At 63.0% G+C, this 15,790-nt stretch carries 16 protein-coding genes; 12 read left to right on the top strand and 4 right to left on the bottom strand.

What is annotated here, in order from left to right; translation table 11 throughout:
• Both ACIPZ5_RS18765 and ACIPZ5_RS18760 read right to left on the bottom strand, forming a co-directional pair.
• The gene (locus tag ACIPZ5_RS18765) at positions 1 to 1,965 is read right to left on the bottom strand and encodes a MacB family efflux pump subunit (protein WP_400810071.1); all 1,965 of its coding nucleotides are present in this window, start codon (positions 1,963 to 1,965) and stop codon (positions 1 to 3) included.
• On the bottom strand, positions 1,966 to 3,132 hold the full coding sequence (locus tag ACIPZ5_RS18760) for an efflux RND transporter periplasmic adaptor subunit (RefSeq protein ID WP_400810069.1): 1,167 nt from the start codon (positions 3,130 to 3,132) through the stop codon (positions 1,966 to 1,968). It abuts the gene before it with no gap.
• A gap of 204 nt (positions 3,133 to 3,336) precedes the next feature.
• On the opposite strand from ACIPZ5_RS18760, the gene ACIPZ5_RS18755 reads away from it, so the two are divergent.
• From ACIPZ5_RS18755 to ACIPZ5_RS18745, 3 genes are all read left to right on the top strand, one after another.
• Positions 3,337 to 3,813, top strand: coding sequence for a sigma-70 family RNA polymerase sigma factor (locus ACIPZ5_RS18755; protein WP_343600025.1), 477 nt, complete (start codon positions 3,337 to 3,339; stop codon positions 3,811 to 3,813).
• A 171-nt stretch (positions 3,814 to 3,984) separates the two neighbouring features.
• Positions 3,985 to 4,464 carry a histidine kinase gene (locus tag ACIPZ5_RS18750; protein WP_343600027.1) on the top strand — a complete coding sequence of 160 codons (480 nt, stop codon included), beginning with the start codon at positions 3,985 to 3,987 and terminating at the stop codon, positions 4,462 to 4,464.
• 70 nt (positions 4,465 to 4,534) lie between these two features.
• Positions 4,535 to 5,860 (top strand): MFS transporter, encoded by a 1,326-nt coding sequence (locus ACIPZ5_RS18745; RefSeq protein ID WP_261943319.1) that lies wholly within the window; start codon positions 4,535 to 4,537, stop codon positions 5,858 to 5,860.
• Between the two features lie 70 nt (positions 5,861 to 5,930).
• On the opposite strand, the gene ACIPZ5_RS18740 is transcribed toward ACIPZ5_RS18745, so the two are convergent.
• Complete coding sequence (locus ACIPZ5_RS18740) at positions 5,931 to 7,613, bottom strand: electron transfer flavoprotein-ubiquinone oxidoreductase (RefSeq protein WP_261943320.1); 1,683 nt, start codon at positions 7,611 to 7,613, stop codon at positions 5,931 to 5,933.
• Positions 7,614 to 8,144: 531 nt separating this feature from the next.
• Between ACIPZ5_RS18740 and ACIPZ5_RS18735 the strand changes: the two genes are divergently transcribed.
• The 9 genes from ACIPZ5_RS18735 (at position 8,145) to ACIPZ5_RS18695 (ending at position 15,085) form a co-directional block, all read left to right on the top strand.
• A complete protein-coding gene (locus tag ACIPZ5_RS18735) occupies positions 8,145 to 8,894 on the top strand; it encodes an electron transfer flavoprotein subunit beta/FixA family protein (protein ID WP_051099306.1) in 750 nt (249 codons plus the stop codon).
• On the top strand, positions 8,895 to 9,824 hold the full coding sequence (locus ACIPZ5_RS18730; RefSeq protein ID WP_261943321.1) for an electron transfer flavoprotein subunit alpha/FixB family protein: 930 nt from the start codon (positions 8,895 to 8,897) through the stop codon (positions 9,822 to 9,824).
• 79 nt (positions 9,825 to 9,903) lie between these two features.
• A complete protein-coding gene (locus ACIPZ5_RS18725; protein WP_343600036.1) occupies positions 9,904 to 10,725 on the top strand; it encodes a transporter substrate-binding domain-containing protein in 822 nt (273 codons plus the stop codon).
• A 9-nt stretch (positions 10,726 to 10,734) separates the two neighbouring features.
• Entirely contained in the window at positions 10,735 to 11,088 is a 354-nt protein-coding gene (locus ACIPZ5_RS18720; protein ID WP_261943323.1) for a DUF4398 domain-containing protein, read from the top strand.
• Complete coding sequence (locus tag ACIPZ5_RS18715; RefSeq protein WP_343600038.1) at positions 11,085 to 11,897, top strand: OmpA family protein; 813 nt, start codon at positions 11,085 to 11,087, stop codon at positions 11,895 to 11,897. Before ACIPZ5_RS18720 ends, ACIPZ5_RS18715 begins: the two co-directional genes overlap by 4 nt.
• 192 nt (positions 11,898 to 12,089) lie before the next feature.
• Positions 12,090 to 13,532, top strand: a complete 1,443-nt coding sequence (locus tag ACIPZ5_RS18710; protein WP_027921315.1) for a PLP-dependent aminotransferase family protein — start codon at positions 12,090 to 12,092, stop codon at positions 13,530 to 13,532.
• 67 nt (positions 13,533 to 13,599) lie between these two features.
• Positions 13,600 to 14,067: a hypothetical protein gene (locus ACIPZ5_RS18705; protein ID WP_400810065.1), complete on the top strand. Its 468-nt coding sequence runs from the start codon at positions 13,600 to 13,602 to the stop codon at positions 14,065 to 14,067.
• A gap of 124 nt (positions 14,068 to 14,191) precedes the next feature.
• On the top strand, positions 14,192 to 14,446 hold the full coding sequence (locus tag ACIPZ5_RS18700; RefSeq protein ID WP_159411396.1) for a YkgJ family cysteine cluster protein: 255 nt from the start codon (positions 14,192 to 14,194) through the stop codon (positions 14,444 to 14,446).
• A 33-nt stretch (positions 14,447 to 14,479) separates the two neighbouring features.
• Complete coding sequence (locus ACIPZ5_RS18695) at positions 14,480 to 15,085, top strand: START domain-containing protein (RefSeq protein WP_261943326.1); 606 nt, start codon at positions 14,480 to 14,482, stop codon at positions 15,083 to 15,085.
• A 65-nt stretch (positions 15,086 to 15,150) separates the two neighbouring features.
• Here ACIPZ5_RS18695 and ACIPZ5_RS18690 read toward each other — a convergent pair.
• On the bottom strand, positions 15,151 to 15,790 hold a 640-nt coding region (locus ACIPZ5_RS18690), incomplete at its 5' end, for a citrate/2-methylcitrate synthase (protein ID WP_400810063.1).

Genomic DNA, 15,790 nt, shown 5'->3' with positions numbered 1-15,790 from the left:
CTATTCGCTGGTGAGGGCTTTGACCGGGTCGAGTCGGGCGGCTTTGCGGGCCGGCATGAAGCCGAACACGATGCCGGTGAGAACGGCGCAGCAGAACGCACCGAGCATGGCGGGCAGGGTGAAGGCCACGGCAACCTTGCCCAGCATCAATGCGCCGCCGATCAGCAGGGCCAGTCCGATGCCGGCCATGCCGCCCACCATCGACAGCATCACTGCTTCGCTGAGGAACTGGCGCAGGATGTCGTGCTGACGTGCACCGGTGGCCATGCGGATGCCGATTTCGCGGGTGCGCTCGCGCACGGTCATGAGCATGATGTTCATCACTCCGATGCCACCGACCAGCAGCGAGATCGCGGCAATTGCCCCGAGCATCAGCGACAGGCTGTTCTGGGTGCGTGCCTCGGCCTGGATCAGCGCGGCCGAGTTGGTCAGTTCGAAATCGTCACGGCCCTGGTGGCGCTGGCGCAGCAGGTGCGCGACGGCGGCTTCGGTTTCATCGACCCGCGCGGCGTCGACGGCAGCGACGGTGATGTAGTCGGGGTCGCGCTGGCCGAACAGGCGGATCGCCGCTGCCGAGTAGGGCACGACGATGCGCCCGTCGGCATCCTGGTCGCCGGAGCTCGCGCCTTTGCCGGCAAGTACGCCAATGACCTGGAAGGGCACATTGCCGATCAGGATGTACTGGCCGAGCGGGTCGCGCTCAGGGTCGAGCATCTTCTCCCGGACTTTCTGGCCGATCACTGCCACCGCCGCGCCACTGGCTTCGTCGGCGTCGGTGAAGAACGCCCCTTCGACGGCCGGCCAGTTGAAGATCAGCGGGAACTGGTTGTTGTTGCCGCCCACATAGAAGCGCTGGCTGTTGTTGCCGTGGCGCACCATCAGCTTTTCGCCCAGCACCGGCATGATCTGCCTGACCTGCGGCAGTTGGCCGATGGCGGCCACGTCATCGAGGGTAATGCTGCCGGCAGGTTGGCCCAGCGTGGCGGGCTTGCCGTTGAGGTAGAGGATGTTCGAACCGAAGGCGGCCATCTGCGCCATCACCTGGCGTTTGCTGCCTTCGCCGACGGCCAGCATGACCACCACCGAGGCGACCCCGATGATGATGCCGAGCAGGGTCAGGGCGGTGCGAAAGCGGTTCACCCACATCACCCGCCAGGCGGCTTGCAGGGCTTCGAGCAGTTCGCCTTTCCAGGCCCCGCGCAGGGTCGCGCCGCAGTCCAGGCGCTGGCGCAGGTCGTCGGCCTGCAGGCCTTGAGCTGCAGCAGCAGGCGCTTGCCCGGTTGCGCTATCGCTGATCACCTGGCCATCGCGGACTTCGATTACCCGCTGTGCCCGCGCCGCCACCTTGTGGTCGTGGGTGATCAGGATGATCACATGGCCCTGGCTGGCCAGTTCGTCGAGCAGCGCCATGACTTCGGTGCCGCTGTGGCTGTCGAGGGCACCCGTGGGTTCGTCGGCGAGGATGATATGGCCGCCGTTCATCAGCGCCCGGGCGATCGACACCCGTTGCTGCTGGCCACCCGAGAGTTGGTGCGGGCGGTTCGCGCTGCGGCTGGCCAGGCCCAGGCGGGCGAGCAGGGCGGCGGCGCGGGCATGCCGTTCGCCGGCGGGCGTGCCGGCATAGATGGCCGGCATTTCGACGTTTTCCTGGGCCGAGCCGGAAGGGATCAGATGGTAGCCCTGGAACACGAAGCCAAAGGCCTCGCGGCGCAACCAGGCCAATTCATCGTTACCCAGGGTGGCGACGTTCTTGCCGGCGAAGCGGTAGCTGCCTGAAGTCGGGCGGTCCAGGCAGCCGAGTATGTTCATCAAGGTCGATTTGCCCGAGCCGGAGGCCCCGACGATGGCGACGAACTCCCCAGGGTGGATGCTCAGGCTGATGCCGCGCAATACATCGACCTGGGGGCTGTCCTGGCCGCCGTAGGATTTGCGGATATCGACCAGCTCGATCAGCGGCGCGCTCATTCAGCCCCCACTGGCGCTGGGGGCGCCCATCAGCAGCTGTTCGCCTTCGCTGAGCCCGTCCAGCACCTGGACGCGCAGGCGGTCGCTCAGGCCCGTGCGCACTTGGCGCTGCACCACCTTACCGTGCGGGTCGAGCACCCGTGCCATGTATTGGCCGCCGTTGTCGTCCAGTGCGGCAAGTGGCACGGTCAGCACCTGGCTGGCCTGGCCGGCGACGAAGAACACCTGGGTGGTCATGTCGGCCATCAGGGCACCATCCGGGTTGTCGACATCCAGCAGCACGGTGTACTGCACCACCTGATTACCGGTGCTGCCGGCGCTGGCAGGGCTGCCGCCACCCTGGCTGGCCTGCTCGAGCGGCTTGGGCGGGATCGGCAGAATCTGCCGCACGGTGCTGCTCCAGCGGCGCTTGCCGCCGGCCAGCGTGGTGAAGTAGGCCGTCATGCCCGGCTTGACCTTGCCGATGTCGGCTTCGGACACCTGGGCCCACACGGTCATCGGCGACAGCTTGGCGATGCGCAGGATCAGCGGGGTACGTTGCTGGGCGTTGAGGGTCTGGCCTTCGCGGGCGTCGACGGCCACCACCGTGCCGTCCATCGGCGCATAGATGCGCGTGTAGCCCAATTCCGCCTCGTCGCTGCGCAGGCTGGCCTGGGCCTGACGGATCTGGGCCTGGAACATGTCGATACGCGCCTGGGTGACCTTGAGCTGGGCGGCAGCGGCCTGTACGTCTTCATCCCGGGTGGCGCCGGCAGCGGCAAGATCACGTTGGCGCTTGAGTTGCTGGCTGGCCAGCACGAACTGCGCACGCTGCTCGGCGAGCTGGGCCTTGAGGTTGTCGATCGAGAAGCGCCCGGCATCCAACCGGGCCTGCTGGGTGGAGGGGTCGATCTCGACCAGCAGTTGGCCCTTGCGCACCCGGTCGCCCGCTTCCACGTGCAAGGTACGGATCTGCCCCGAGGCCTGGGCGCCCACATCCACGTAACGCCGGGGTTGCAAGGTGCCCAGGGCTGTCACGCTGCTTTCGATGTCTGCCCGCGTGACCGTGACGGTACCGAGCGGTTGCGCGCCGAAGGGCAGGGTTTGCCAGGCCAGCAGGCAGCCCAGGCTCAGCAGGCCCACGCCGGCGAAGGTGAGCCGGCGGCGGGGGGAGGATAAACGGCTCATGCGGACTTCCAGCCTGGGTAGTGGTCACGCGCTGCCAATCGTGGTGCGCACCGAAGTCCCAGATAAACGAAGGCTGGCCAGGCGGATTTAGCCTGATCGAGTGGGTGGCAGGTCTGTTGCTGAGAATAGTTATAATTTGTACTATCACAGCCCGGTGTCACTCAGGCCCGCACGTGGGTTGCAAGGACGATTTCAGGTGCTGTTGTGGAACATTACTATCGCGAACTGGTGAGCTTCCTTAGTGCGCGCCTGGGCAATCGCCAGGCTGCGGAGGACGTTGCCCACGATGCCTATCTGCGGGTGCTGGAGCGTACCGAAGGCGGGCAGATCGAGCATCCGCGAGCGTTTCTCTACCGTACCGCGCTCAACCTGGTGATCGACCGGCACCGGCGCCACCAGGTGCGCCAGGCCGAATCGCTGGATGCGTTGGACGCCGATGGGCGCTTTATCAGCGCAGAACTGCAGCACGACATGCAACTCGACCAGCGCCTGGCCATGATGCAAAAGGCCCTGGATGAACTGAGCAAGGTGTGCCGGGACTGCTTTTTGTTGCGCAAACTCGATGGCCTGTCACATCAGCAGATTGCAGAACGCCTGGGTATCTCCCGCAGCCTGGTGGAAAAGCACATCGTCAACGCCATGAAGCATTGCCGTGTGCGCATGCGGCAGTGGGAGTCCTGAATCCAGGGTGAAGGGCGGGTGAAAATTCTGTGTGATGGCCACTTGATTTCTCCCGGTTTCCCAACAACTATCTAAATTGACCCCTCCAGGCGCAGCCCTGGTGGTTGCCTGTTGCTGGCGCAGTTTGGTCAGGGAACTGTCCCTCATTCACCTGACGGCCCAGGTCCGACAATGACAAACAAGACCCTGCGCATCCTGATTGCCGACGAGCACCCGCACCAGCGCCTGCAGCTGGAAAAACTGCTCAATGGCCTTGGCTATTACCGAATTGCCCCGGTCGAGTCCTTCGACGAGTTGCAGCGCCTGGTGCAGTGCGCCATGCAACCGTTCAACCTGCTGTTGGGCAACATCGAGCTGGCCAGCCATGCCGGTGTCGACCTGGCACGGTTCTGCCGGGTCAGTACGCAGATCCAGCACGCCCTGCTTTACCATTCGCAACACCTGAAAGTGCCTGTCGTGCCACAGACCGAGCGCCAGGCCGTCAGTGTGAGCCTGCCACAGGTGCCGGACAACGACGCGTTGCAATCCTTCATGGCGATCATCGACAGCCCTGTGCTGGTCGGCAAGATTTCCCTGCCTTCCGGGCTGGCGGGTGGCGCGGTGCATGCGCGCAAGCCGAGGAACTTCGGCCACACCGTCTTCAGCCGTTAGTGGCGTTGCTGGGGCAAGGCGGCGGGCATTTGCTATCCTCTTGCCCTTTGCCGATCTGCGGACCCCTGCCATGACTGCCATCGATACCGCTCGCCCGCCCCGGTTCAGCCGCGCCGACCACCGGACCCTGGGCCTGGCGGCATTGGGCGGCGCGTTGGAAATCTACGATTTCATCATCTTCGTGTTCTTTGCCCTGACCCTCAGCCAGCTGTTCTTCCCACCGCAAATGCCCGAGTGGCTGCGCCTGCTGCAGAGCTTCGGCATCTTCGTCACCGGCTACCTGGCGCGACCGCTGGGCGGCATCCTGATGGCCCATTTTGCCGACCACCTCGGGCGCAAGCGGGTGTTCAGCCTGAGCATTCTGATGATGGCCTTGCCGTGCCTGCTGATCGGGGTGATGCCGACCTATGCCGACATTGGCTATGCGGCACCGTTGATCCTGCTGGCGCTGCGCATCCTGCAGGGCGCCGCCGTGGGCGGCGAGGTGCCGAGCGCCTGGACCTTTGTCGCCGAGCACGCGCCAAGCGGGCGTCGTGGCTATGCCTTGGGCTTCCTGCAGGCGGGGCTGACCTTCGGCTACCTGCTGGGGGCACTGACGGCGACGCTGCTGGCGCATGTGTACACGGCGCAGGAGATTCTCGATTACGCCTGGCGCTACCCGTTCCTGCTGGGTGGGGTGTTTGGCGTGATTGGTGTGTGGCTGCGCCGCTGGCTCAGCGAGACGCCGGTGTTCCTGGCCTTGCGCGAGCGTCAGGAGCAGCCGGTGCGGTTTCCGCTGCGGCGGGTACTGGGCGAGCACCGTTCGGCGTTGATCCCGGCGGCACTGCTGACCTGCGTGCTGACTTCGGCGGTGGTGGTGCTGGTGGTGATTACCCCGACGGTGATGCAGCAGCGCTTTGGCATGACGGCGGGGCATACCTTCGCCCTGAGCAGCGTGGGCATCGTCTTTCTCAATATCGGCTGCGTGCTGGCCGGGTTGCTGGTCGACCGCCTGGGTGCCTGGCGTGCACTGATGATCTACAGCCTGCTGCTGCCCCTGGGTATCGGTGCGTTGTACGCCAGCCTGGTGGGGCAGTGGGGCATGACCTGGCTGGCCTATGCGCTGGCAGGGTTGGCCTGTGGCGTGGTGGGGGTGGTGCCGTCGGTGATGGTTGGACTGTTCCCGGCCGAGATCCGCGTTTCGGGGATTTCCTTCACGTACAACGTGGCTTACGCACTGTGGGCCAGCACCACGCCGCTGGCGCTGATTGCGCTGATGCCTTGGAGCCCGTGGGTGTGTGTCGGCTTTTGCCTGATCATGGGTACGGTGGGGCTGCTGACCGCGTTGTACTTCGGGCGTCGTGAGCCGTTGGCGTTTGCCGGCGAGCCGATGCCGGTCATGTGTGCTGACAAGTAGCTGCCGCCGATACAGAAAAGCCCCCGGCTCTCACGAACCGGGGGCTTTTTGTTGCTGCAGGGGCAGCGGCTTACATGTTCGGGTAGTTCGGCCCGCCAGCGCCTTCAGGGGTGACCCAGGTGATGTTCTGGGCCGGGTCCTTGATGTCGCAGGTCTTGCAGTGCACGCAGTTCTGCGCGTTGATCTGGAAGCGCTTGCTGCCGTCTTCCTGGCTGACCACTTCATACACGCCTGCCGGGCAGTAGCGCTGGGCCGGCTCATCGTACAGCGGCAGGTTGCTGGCGATCGGCACGTTCGGGTCGGTCAGCTTCAGGTGGCAGGGTTGTTCCTCTTCGTGGTTGGTGCTGGAGAGGAATACCGAGCTGAGCTTGTCGAAGCTGAGCTTGCCGTCCGGTTTCGGGTAGTCGATCTTCTTCGACTCGGCGGCGAGCTTGAGGCAGGCGTAGTCAGGCTTGGTGTCGTGCAGGGTGAATGGCAGCTTGCCGCCGAACCAGTTCTGGTCGACATAGTTGAAGGCCGCGCCCAGCAGCGGGCCGAACTTGTGCATGGCCGGGCCGAAGTTGCGGCTGGCGAACAGTTCTTCATAGAGCCAGCTGGCCTTGAAGGCACTGACATAGCCGTTGAGCTGGTCACCGCCCTCGCTGCCGGCGATCAGTGCATCGGCGACGGCTTCGGCGGCGAGCATGCCGGACTTCATCGCCGTATGGCTGCCTTTGATCTTGGCGAAGTTCAGGGTGCCGAGGTCGCAGCCGATCAGCGCGCCGCCGTTGAAGACCATCTTCGGCAGCGAGTTGAAGCCGCCTTTGCAGATGGCGCGGGCACCGTAGCTGATGCGCTTGCCACCTTCGAGGTACTGGCTCATCACCGGGTGGTGCTTGAGACGCTGGAACTCGTCGAACGGCGACAGGTAAGGGTTGGCGTAGGAGAGGTCGACGATCAGGCCGACCACCACCTGGTTGTTTTCCAGGTGATAGAGGAACGAGCCGCCGGTGTTGTCCTTGGCCATCACGTCCAGCGGCCAGCCAGCGGTGTGCACCACCAGGCCTTGCTCGTGCTTGGCCGGGTCGATTTCCCAGATTTCCTTGAGGCCGATGCCGTAGTGCTGGACGTCGGACTCGTTGTCGAGGTCGAAGCGCTTGATCAGCTGCTTGCCGATGTGGCCACGGCAGCCTTCGGCGAACAGGGTGTACTTGGCACGCAGCTCCATGCCCGGGGTGTACAGGCCGTCCTTCGGGTTGCCTTCGCGGTCGACACCCAGGTCGCCGGTGATGATGCCGCGGACCACGCCGTTTTCATCGAACAGCGCTTCCTGGGCGGCGAAGCCAGGGTAGATTTCCACGCCCAGGTTTTCGGCCTGCTGGGCCAGCCAGCGGCACAGGTTGCCCAGCGAGATGATGTAGTTACCCTGGTTGTGCATGGTCTTGGGCACGAACAGGTCCGGGACCTTGGTCGAGCTGCCGGCGTCCTTGAGCACGTAGATATCGTCGCGCTTCACTTCGGTGTTCAGCGGTGCGCCGAGCGCTTTCCAGTCGGGGAACAGCTCGTTCAGGGCGCGGGGTTCGAACACCGCACCGGAAAGAATATGAGCACCCACTTCGGAGCCTTTTTCCACCACGCAGACGCTGATCTCGCTACCGGCTTCGGCGGCCTTCTGCTTTAGTCGGCAGGCGGCGGACAGGCCTGCGGGGCCTGCACCGACGATGACCACGTCGAATTCCATGTATTCGCGTTCCACAGGTTCTCTCCTACTCATCAAGGCTCGTGCTGTTGCTTTGTCTTATGGGTGCTTGCGTGCAGCGGCGCTTCACTGGCGCGAAACTGTAGCTACGCAATGGACGGACTACACCGTTTTGTCTTGGCGCGCATTATATCTACACCACTTGGCGGGTCCAATACAAACGTTTGTTTGAATTTGCCGGAGCCCAGTAAAATCACAGGAACGCAGCTGGAAGGTGACCGATTTGCCGTATTGACCGGATTGGGTGTTACGGTCAAGATACGAGCGGTTTTACGTTCGCCGTAGGCTTGCAGCCGGGCGCAGGTACACCTCTAAAGACCAGGTGTGGAGCAGGGTTGTCGGTATGAAAACCGGTTTGTAGTGGAGTTTACACGCCACGACAGAAAATGACCCGTGGGTATTTGCCGCAACAGTCGCGACAAGACTGTTCGGTCACCATGAACCTTGCTCCTTCCGGTACGTTTTTAGAGGTGCCCTTGTACCCACGCGCATCGCCGGGCTCTGCCCCAGGCGACTATCTATTCACCGGAGAGTAACGAGGAATCCATGAAGGTTCTTGTAGCTGTCAAACGAGTGGTCGACTACAACGTCAAGGTTCGCGTCAAGGCGGACAACTCCGGCGTCGACCTTGCTAACGTCAAGATGTCCATGAACCCCTTCTGCGAAATCGCCGTGGAAGAAGCCGTACGCCTGAAGGAAAAGGGCGTCGCGACTGAGATCGTTGTCGTCTCCGTCGGCCCGACCACTGCCCAGGAGCAGCTGCGTACTGCCCTGGCCCTGGGTGCCGATCGCGCCATCCTGGTCGAAGCCGCTGACGAGCTGAACTCCCTGGCCGTGGCCAAGGCGCTGAAGGCCGTTGTCGACAAGGAGCAGCCACAGCTGGTGATCCTTGGCAAGCAGGCCATCGACAGTGACAACAACCAGACCGGCCAGATGCTGGCTGCGCTGACCGGCTACGCCCAAGGCACCTTCGCCTCCAAGGTTGAAGTGGCTGGCGACAAGCTGAACGTCACCCGTGAAATCGACGGCGGCCTGCAGACCGTTGCACTGAACCTGCCAGCCATCGTCACCACCGACCTGCGCCTGAACGAGCCACGCTACGCGTCGCTGCCGAACATCATGAAGGCCAAGAAGAAGCCGCTGGAGACCGTTACTCCAGACGCGCTGGGCGTTTCCCTCGCCTCCACCAACAAGACCCTGAAGGTTGAAGCCCCGGCTGCCCGCAGCGCTGGCATCAAGGTCAAATCGGTGGCCGAACTGGTCGAGAAGCTGAAGAACGAAGCGAAGGTAATCTAAATGACTATCCTGGTTGTCGCTGAATACGAAAACGGTGCCGTAGCCCCGGCCACCCTGAACACTGTCGCCGCTGCCGCCAAGATCGGTGGTGATGTGCACGTGCTGGTCGCTGGCCAGAACGTCGGTGGCGTCGCCGAATCCGCCGCCAAGATCGCTGGCGTGGCCAAGGTGCTGGTTGCCGATAACGCCGCCTATGCCCACGTGCTGCCGGAAAACGTCGCGCCGCTGATCGTCGAACTGGCCAAGGGCTACAGCCACGTGCTGGCCCCAGCCACTACCAACGGCAAGAACATCCTGCCGCGCGTTGCCGCGCTGCTGGACGTCGACCAGATCTCCGAGATCATCTCGGTCGAATCGGCCGACACCTTCAAGCGCCCGATCTACGCAGGTAACGCCATTGCCACCGTGCAATCGAGCGCAGCCATCAAGGTCATCACCGTGCGTACCACCGGTTTCGACGCCGTGGCTGCCGAAGGTGGCTCGGCTGCCGTGGAAGCAGTAGCGGCTGCGCATAACGCCGGCATCTCGGCCTTTGTTGGCGAAGAACTGGCCAAGTCCGACCGCCCAGAGCTGACCGCTGCCAAGATCGTCGTTTCCGGCGGCCGTGGCATGGGTAACGGTGACAACTTCAAGCACCTGTACAGCCTGGCCGACAAGCTCGGCGCTGCCGTCGGTGCCTCGCGCGCCGCGGTCGACGCCGGCTTCGTACCGAACGACATGCAGGTCGGCCAGACCGGCAAGATCGTTGCGCCACAGCTGTACATCGCCGTCGGTATCTCCGGCGCGATCCAGCACCTGGCCGGCATGAAGGATTCCAAGGTGATCGTCGCGATCAACAAGGATGAAGAAGCGCCGATCTTCCAGGTGGCTGATTACGGCCTGGTTGCCGACCTGTTCGAAGCCGTTCCAGAGCTGGAAAAGCTGGTCTGATCCGCCGGCTTCACTTATAAAGAAGCCCGGCCCTCGCACTGAGGGCCGGGCTTTTTTGTTGCCGGACAAGGAGTAAGGGATGGTGTTGCGCGAAGCGGGCAGGGTGCTGGCATGCATGGTGGCGCTGCTGTCGCCGGTGGTGATGGCGGCAGGCAAGTGCGAACGACTCGTGGCAACTGGCAGCCCGGATGCACCCCCGTACTCCTGGCAGGACCCGAACGACCCGAAACACCTGATTGGCGCCAATGTCGACCTGTTGCGCCAGGTGCTTGGCGAGCTGGGGTTGAAAGTCGAGGTACTCAGCGCCGGTCGGCGCGATCAGGCGCTGGAAGAGGTGCGTAGCGGGCGCATGGACCTGCTGCTCGATACGCCCATGCAAGTGGAGCAGCTGACCGCGCTGGATTACATTCATCCGCCTTTGCAGCTCAATGAATACCTGGTCTGGACACGCCATGATGCCACGCTGGAGTATGACGGCCCGGCCGACCTGGCCAAGTATCAGGGTGGCTTGTCCGAACGGGCACGCCTGACCCCGGCGTTCACCGCCTTTGCCAAGACGCAGCTCAAGCTGGTGCCGACGCAGAATCTCACCCAGGCCTTTCAGAAACTGGTGCTGGGCCAGGTCGATTATGTATTGGCCGGGCGCTACTCAGGCATGGCCATGACCCAGAGCCTGGGCATGAGCAATAACCTCATCGCTCGCGGCTTGCCGGTGGACCGCCCAGGCCTGTACCTGGCCGTGTCGCACAATTCGGCCTGCAATGACGCGTGGTTGCGTGGGCAATTGGCGAAAAAGCTGACAGAATTGCCGGTCTCCGGTGCGTCCGAAGCCGTGCTGCAACGTAATGTCGAGCGCTGGAAAGCGCAGATGCAAGTGCAGGCGGGCGCCCCAAAACATTAGGAAGAGTGCGTGAGAACCCAATCCCTGATTCTAGCCGTGGCCATGCTCGGCCTGGCTGGCTGCGCCAACGACCCGGCGCCCAATGAGCAGATGCGAATTTCCGAGCAGGCGCTGGAGCAGGCCAAGGCAGTCGGTGCCACCGACCAGGTCGAGGCACTGAAGCTGGCCGAAGACAAGTTCGCCCGTGCCAAGACCAACATGCTGACCGAGGACTACCGTGACGCGCGCATGCGCGCCGAACAGGCCGAGCTGGACGCGCGCCTGGCCGAGGCGCAGGTGCTGAACCAGAAGAGCGAAGAGCAGCTTCAACTGCTGCAGTCGCGGGTCAAGCGCCTGCGCAAGCAACTGGAGGTGCAGCCATGATGCGCCTCAATGGGAAAACCGCGCTGGCATTGCTGGTGCTGACGGCCGGCTTGCAGGGTTGTGCCAGCCAGCGCAGTTCGGCGGCGCTGGATGACGCGACCGTGGCCTTCCAGAAGGTCAAGGACGATGCCGATGTGCTGCGCAGTGCTCCGCGTGATGTGATCCGTGCCGGTGAGTCGCTGTCCCGCGCCGAGCGCCTGTCCAGCTACATCGGCACGGGCAGCGACGTGCGCCATTATGCCTACCTGAGTCAGCGCTACAGCGAGATTGCCAACGAGCACGCCAAGCTGGCGCTGAACGAGGAGCGTCGGGCCAAGCTCGACCTCGAACGCCAGCGTCTGCAGTTGGCCCTGCGAGAGGCCAAGTTGGCCAGTGTGCAGCAGCAGGGTAAATGGGTGGAGAACCAGATCGCCGCGTTGGCTTCGGAGCAGGCTGACCGAGGCCTGGTGATGACCCTGAGTGATGTGCTGTTCGATACCGGCAGTGCCGACCTGAAGAACTCGGCCAGCCGCACCGTGCTCAAGCTGGTGCAGTTCCTCCAGCTCAATCCGCGTCGCGTGGTGCGGATCGAAGGCTATACCGACAGCACCGGTACGCCTGAGGACAACCTCAAGCTGTCGCGCGATCGTGCCCAGTCAGTGGCCGACATGCTGGTCGATCTGGGGATCGATGAGAAGCGCCTGCAGGTCGAAGGCTACGGCGATCAGTATCCGATCGAGGCCAATGCTTCGGAGCGGGGCAGGGCGCAGAACCGGCGGGTGGAAATCGTCTTCTCGGACGACAAAGGCAAGCTCGCGGCGCCTCGCTGAGAATTGCCGTACGGGGCCGCTTTGCGGCCCGTTCGCGGGCAACGCAGGCTTGATTGTTTAGACAGATGTCACACAACTGTAATGTTGACTACCTTGCCATCTGTCCCAGTACACTTTGCAACTGTTACGGTATGCTCTACCGTCAGTGAGTCGTACAAGAATTACAAGCCGCCTGCGCGTCGAGATACCGCCATGACCAACCTGCTGTTGTACCAGCGTATCGCCCAGCAACTGGCCGATGACATCCGTCGCGGTGTCTACCAGCCAGGCGAGCGCGTACCGTCCGTGCGCAAGATGAGCGCCCAGCTCAACGTCAGCCATGCCACGGTGTTGCAGGCCTACGCCAATCTCGAGGACCAGGGCCTGATCCGTGCCCGGCCGCAGTCGGGCTACTACGTGCACCAGACGCCTGCCCTGACCGCGCAGACGCCGGATATCGCCCGGGTCGAGCGCCCTGGCCTGGTGACCCGTGCCAGCATCATCCAGCAGGTGTTGACCGAGGCGCGCCGCGATGGCGTGTTCCCATTCGGTGCCGCCGTGCCGCATGTCGACTACCTGCCCGTGCGCGCGCTGCACCAGCAGATCGCCAAGGTCACTCGCTTTCACAGCCCGCGTGCCTTCAGCTACATGTTCAGCCCCGGTTTCGAGCCGCTGCGCCGGCAGATTGCGATCCGCATGCGCGATGCCGGCGTGCTGGTCGACCCGCGTGAGGTAATCGTCACCCATGGCTGTGTCGATGCCTTGCAGATGTCACTGCGGGTGCTGACACGCCCGGGTGACCTGATCGCGGCCGAGTCCCCGACCTATTATGGGCTCCTGCAGTTGGCCGATCTGCTGGGGTTGAAGGTGATCGAGATCCCCAGCGATCCGTCCACTGGCATCAGCCTCGAGGCCCTGCAACTGGCTGCCAATCAGTGGTCGATCAAGGCGTTGGTGCTGACCACGCGCTTGAGCAACCCGCTGGGCGGCACCGTGCCGGAAGAGCGGCAAAAGCAGTTGCTGCGCCTGGCGTCGGACTTTGATATCCAGATCGTCGAAGACGATATCTATGGCGAGTTGATGTTCGAGCAGGGCAAGACCAAGGCGCTCAAGGCCTTCGACCGGCTGGACCGGGTCATCTACTGTTCGAGCTTTTCCAAGACGCTCTCGCCTGGGGTGCGGGTTGGCTGGATGGTCGCGGGGCGTTACCAGGATGAAATCCAGCGTCTGCAGACCTTCACCACCCACTCGGCGTGCAGCGTCACGCAGATGGGCGTGGCGGCGTACCTGGAGAACGGTGGTTACGACCGGCACCTGCGCTATATCCGCCAGGAGTATCGCAAGAACCTCAGTGCCTACCAGCTGGCGGTGCAGCAGCACTTCCCGGAGGGTACCCAGATGACCCGGCCAACCGGCGGCTTCATTCTCTGGGTCAGCCTGCCAGGGCGGGTCAATACCCAGGAGCTGCATGTGCGTGCGCTGGAGCAGGGTATCAGTATCGCGCCCGGTCTGATCTTCAGTAACACCGAGCAGTTCAACCATTGCATCAGGCTTAACTGCGGCATTCCCTGGAACAAGGAGGCCGAACGGGCGGTCATCACGCTCGGGCTGTTGGCCCAGCAATTGTGCCGAGAATCGCAGCCCTCACTTTTGTAGGCTTGCCAGCAGCGGGCGGAACAGAGAGCATACGCACTTTTCCAATCCCGCCTGTCCGTCGATGTCCATGAATTTGTTGCGAAGCGCTGCCCTGATGATCTGTATTGCCCCGTTCTGCCTGCCTTATGGTGTGGTTCAGGCTGCCCAGCCTGCTGCCACCCAGGTGCAGGCGGGGCATGACAAGGCTGCAAGCAAGGCGCCCGCAAAACCGGCAGCAAAGGCCAAGCCGGCCGCCAGCAAGACCAAAGCCAAACCCAGGCCGGTCAGCAAGGCGGTCACGCAACCATTGCCCAAAGCCAAGCTGGACCTGAGTCTGCCAAGCGACATGGTCAAGAATCTCGAGCCTGAGGTCGGCGATTCATCGACCCGTCGCAAACCTTTGCTGCCCGCGATGTTCACGGAAAAGCCGGAAACCAGCGACAGCCCGTTCCAGCTCAATGGTCGCCTGATCAGCAACGAGATGCAGCTGCAGCTGCGTAACGAAAGCCGCCACGATGTTGAAGGTGCGGCAATCGATTTCCAGTTCCGCAACTGAGCAGCTCCAACTGACTGCCGGGTCACGGCAGATTTCATCGGGCCAGCAATTTCAAACGCATGTTTGAGCGGTTACTATCCAGGGACGTTCGTCCCGTTTTGCTCCAGGGAGTCCTGATTTAGCCATGAAGTGTCGTGAGGGTTGTGGTGCCTGCTGCATCGCCCCGTCCATCAGCTCGGCGATGCCGCGCATGCCTCAGGGCAAGCCGGCGGGCGAGCGCTGCCTCCATCTGACTGCGGAGAATCTCTGCGACCTGTTCGGCAAGCCCGAAAGGCCTGCGGTGTGTGGCGGTTTCAAGGCGGATATCGAGGTGTGTGGCAATGACCGCGACGAGGCCATCAGGATTCTTGGCTGGTGGGAGCAGATAACGGCGGCGTGAAAGGCTGGATCTTCGACAACAAGGATAAACATGATGAGATCGTTCAAGCGTATTGCACTGCTGTGTGGCATGGGTGTTCTGTTGGCGCCGGCTGCCTGGGCCGAGAACTGGCAGGTGGCCAAGGACGAAGAGGGGATCAAGGTCTCGCTCAGTGAGGTGCCGGGCTCCAAGTACAAGGCCTACCAAGGCGTGACCCTGATCAAGGCGCCGCTGGCCAAGGTTCAGGCGCTGCAGGAAGACGTGGTGGGAGCCTGTGCCTGGATTCACGAGTGCAAATCGCAGAAGCTGCTCAAGCACGAAGGTGAACAGAGCTGGACCTACACCCAGTTCAATACGCCGTGGCCGGTGACGCCGCGTGATTCCGTGTTGCATGTCACTACCGTCAAGGGCGCTGACGGCAGCTTGACCCGCAATCTGGTCGAAGAGCCGACCTACATTCCGGAAGAAAAGGGCTTTGTGCGGGTGGCAAAGGTGCAGGGCTTCTGGAAGCTGGTGCCCAAGGGTGATAGCACCGAGGTGACCTACCAGGTGCACACGGAGCCAGGTGGTAGCGTGCCAGCCATGGTGGCCAACAAGTTCGTAGTCGAGGCGCCGTTCAATACCCTCAAGGGGTTGCGTGAGCGGGCCGAGAAGAACTGAGTTCGGCTCAGCGGCAATAAAAAAGGCTGCCCGAGGGCAGCCTTTTTGCATTCGGCGCGCAGCGCTTACTTGCGGTCCTTCAGCTCGACGATGTCGCGCTGCAGCTCGCCGGTGTACAGCTGGCGAGGGCGGCCGATCTTGTACGGGCTGGAGAGCATTTCTTTCCAGTGCGAGATCCAGCCGACAGTACGTGCCAAGGCGAAGATCACGGTGAACATGCTGGTCGGAATGCCGATCGCTTTCAGGATGATGCCCGAGTAGAAGTCGACGTTCGGGTACAGCGAGCGCTCGATGAAGTACGGATCGGTCAGGGCGATCTCTTCCAGGCGCATGGCCAGTTCCAGCTGAGGATCGTTCTTGATGCCCAGCTCGCCCAGGACTTCGTCGCAGGTCTTCTTCATCACGGTGGCGCGCGGGTCGCGGTTCTTGTAGACGCGGTGACCGAAGCCCATGAGTTTGAACGGATCGTTCTTGTCCTTGGCCTTGGCGATGTACTTGTCGATGTTCGAGACATCGCCAATTTCATCGAGCATGGTCAGGACGGCTTCGTTCGCACCGCCGTGGGCCGGGCCCCACAGTGCGGCGATACCGGCAGCGATACAGGCGAACGGGTTGGCACCCGAGGAGCCTGCCAGGCGCACGGTGGAGGTGGAGGCGTTCTGCTCGTGGTCGGCGTGGAGGATGAAGATCCGGTCCATTGCCTTG

Origin of the sequence: Pseudomonas sp. NPDC089428, assembly GCF_044749325.1 — a bacterium.
GTDB lineage: Bacteria > Pseudomonadota > Gammaproteobacteria > Pseudomonadales > Pseudomonadaceae > Aquipseudomonas.
This window is presented reverse-complemented; position numbering and strand designations above follow the sequence as displayed.

What these genes read in the sequence shown, in the direction of transcription:
- ACIPZ5_RS18715 (WP_343600038.1), top strand. Translation starts at nt 11,085, where the DNA reads ATGATGCGCCTCAATGGGAAAACCGCGCTGGCATTGCTGGTGCTGACG.
- ACIPZ5_RS18745 (WP_261943319.1), top strand. Translation starts at nt 4,535, where the DNA reads ATGACTGCCATCGATACCGCTCGCCCGCCCCGGTTCAGCCGCGCCGAC.
- ACIPZ5_RS18725 (WP_343600036.1), top strand. Translation starts at nt 9,904, where the DNA reads ATGGTGTTGCGCGAAGCGGGCAGGGTGCTGGCATGCATGGTGGCGCTG.
- ACIPZ5_RS18735 (WP_051099306.1), top strand. Translation starts at nt 8,145, where the DNA reads ATGAAGGTTCTTGTAGCTGTCAAACGAGTGGTCGACTACAACGTCAAG.
- ACIPZ5_RS18750 (WP_343600027.1), top strand. Translation starts at nt 3,985, where the DNA reads ATGACAAACAAGACCCTGCGCATCCTGATTGCCGACGAGCACCCGCAC.
- ACIPZ5_RS18710 (WP_027921315.1), top strand. Translation starts at nt 12,090, where the DNA reads ATGACCAACCTGCTGTTGTACCAGCGTATCGCCCAGCAACTGGCCGAT.
- ACIPZ5_RS18740 (WP_261943320.1), bottom strand. Translation starts at nt 7,613, where the DNA reads ATGAGTAGGAGAGAACCTGTGGAACGCGAATACATGGAATTCGACGTG.
- ACIPZ5_RS18760 (WP_400810069.1), bottom strand. Translation starts at nt 3,132, where the DNA reads ATGAGCCGTTTATCCTCCCCCCGCCGCCGGCTCACCTTCGCCGGCGTG.
- ACIPZ5_RS18765 (WP_400810071.1), bottom strand. Translation starts at nt 1,965, where the DNA reads ATGAGCGCGCCGCTGATCGAGCTGGTCGATATCCGCAAATCCTACGGC.
- ACIPZ5_RS18705 (WP_400810065.1), top strand. Translation starts at nt 13,600, where the DNA reads ATGAATTTGTTGCGAAGCGCTGCCCTGATGATCTGTATTGCCCCGTTC.
- ACIPZ5_RS18700 (WP_159411396.1), top strand. Translation starts at nt 14,192, where the DNA reads ATGAAGTGTCGTGAGGGTTGTGGTGCCTGCTGCATCGCCCCGTCCATC.
- ACIPZ5_RS18730 (WP_261943321.1), top strand. Translation starts at nt 8,895, where the DNA reads ATGACTATCCTGGTTGTCGCTGAATACGAAAACGGTGCCGTAGCCCCG.
- ACIPZ5_RS18695 (WP_261943326.1), top strand. Translation starts at nt 14,480, where the DNA reads ATGAGATCGTTCAAGCGTATTGCACTGCTGTGTGGCATGGGTGTTCTG.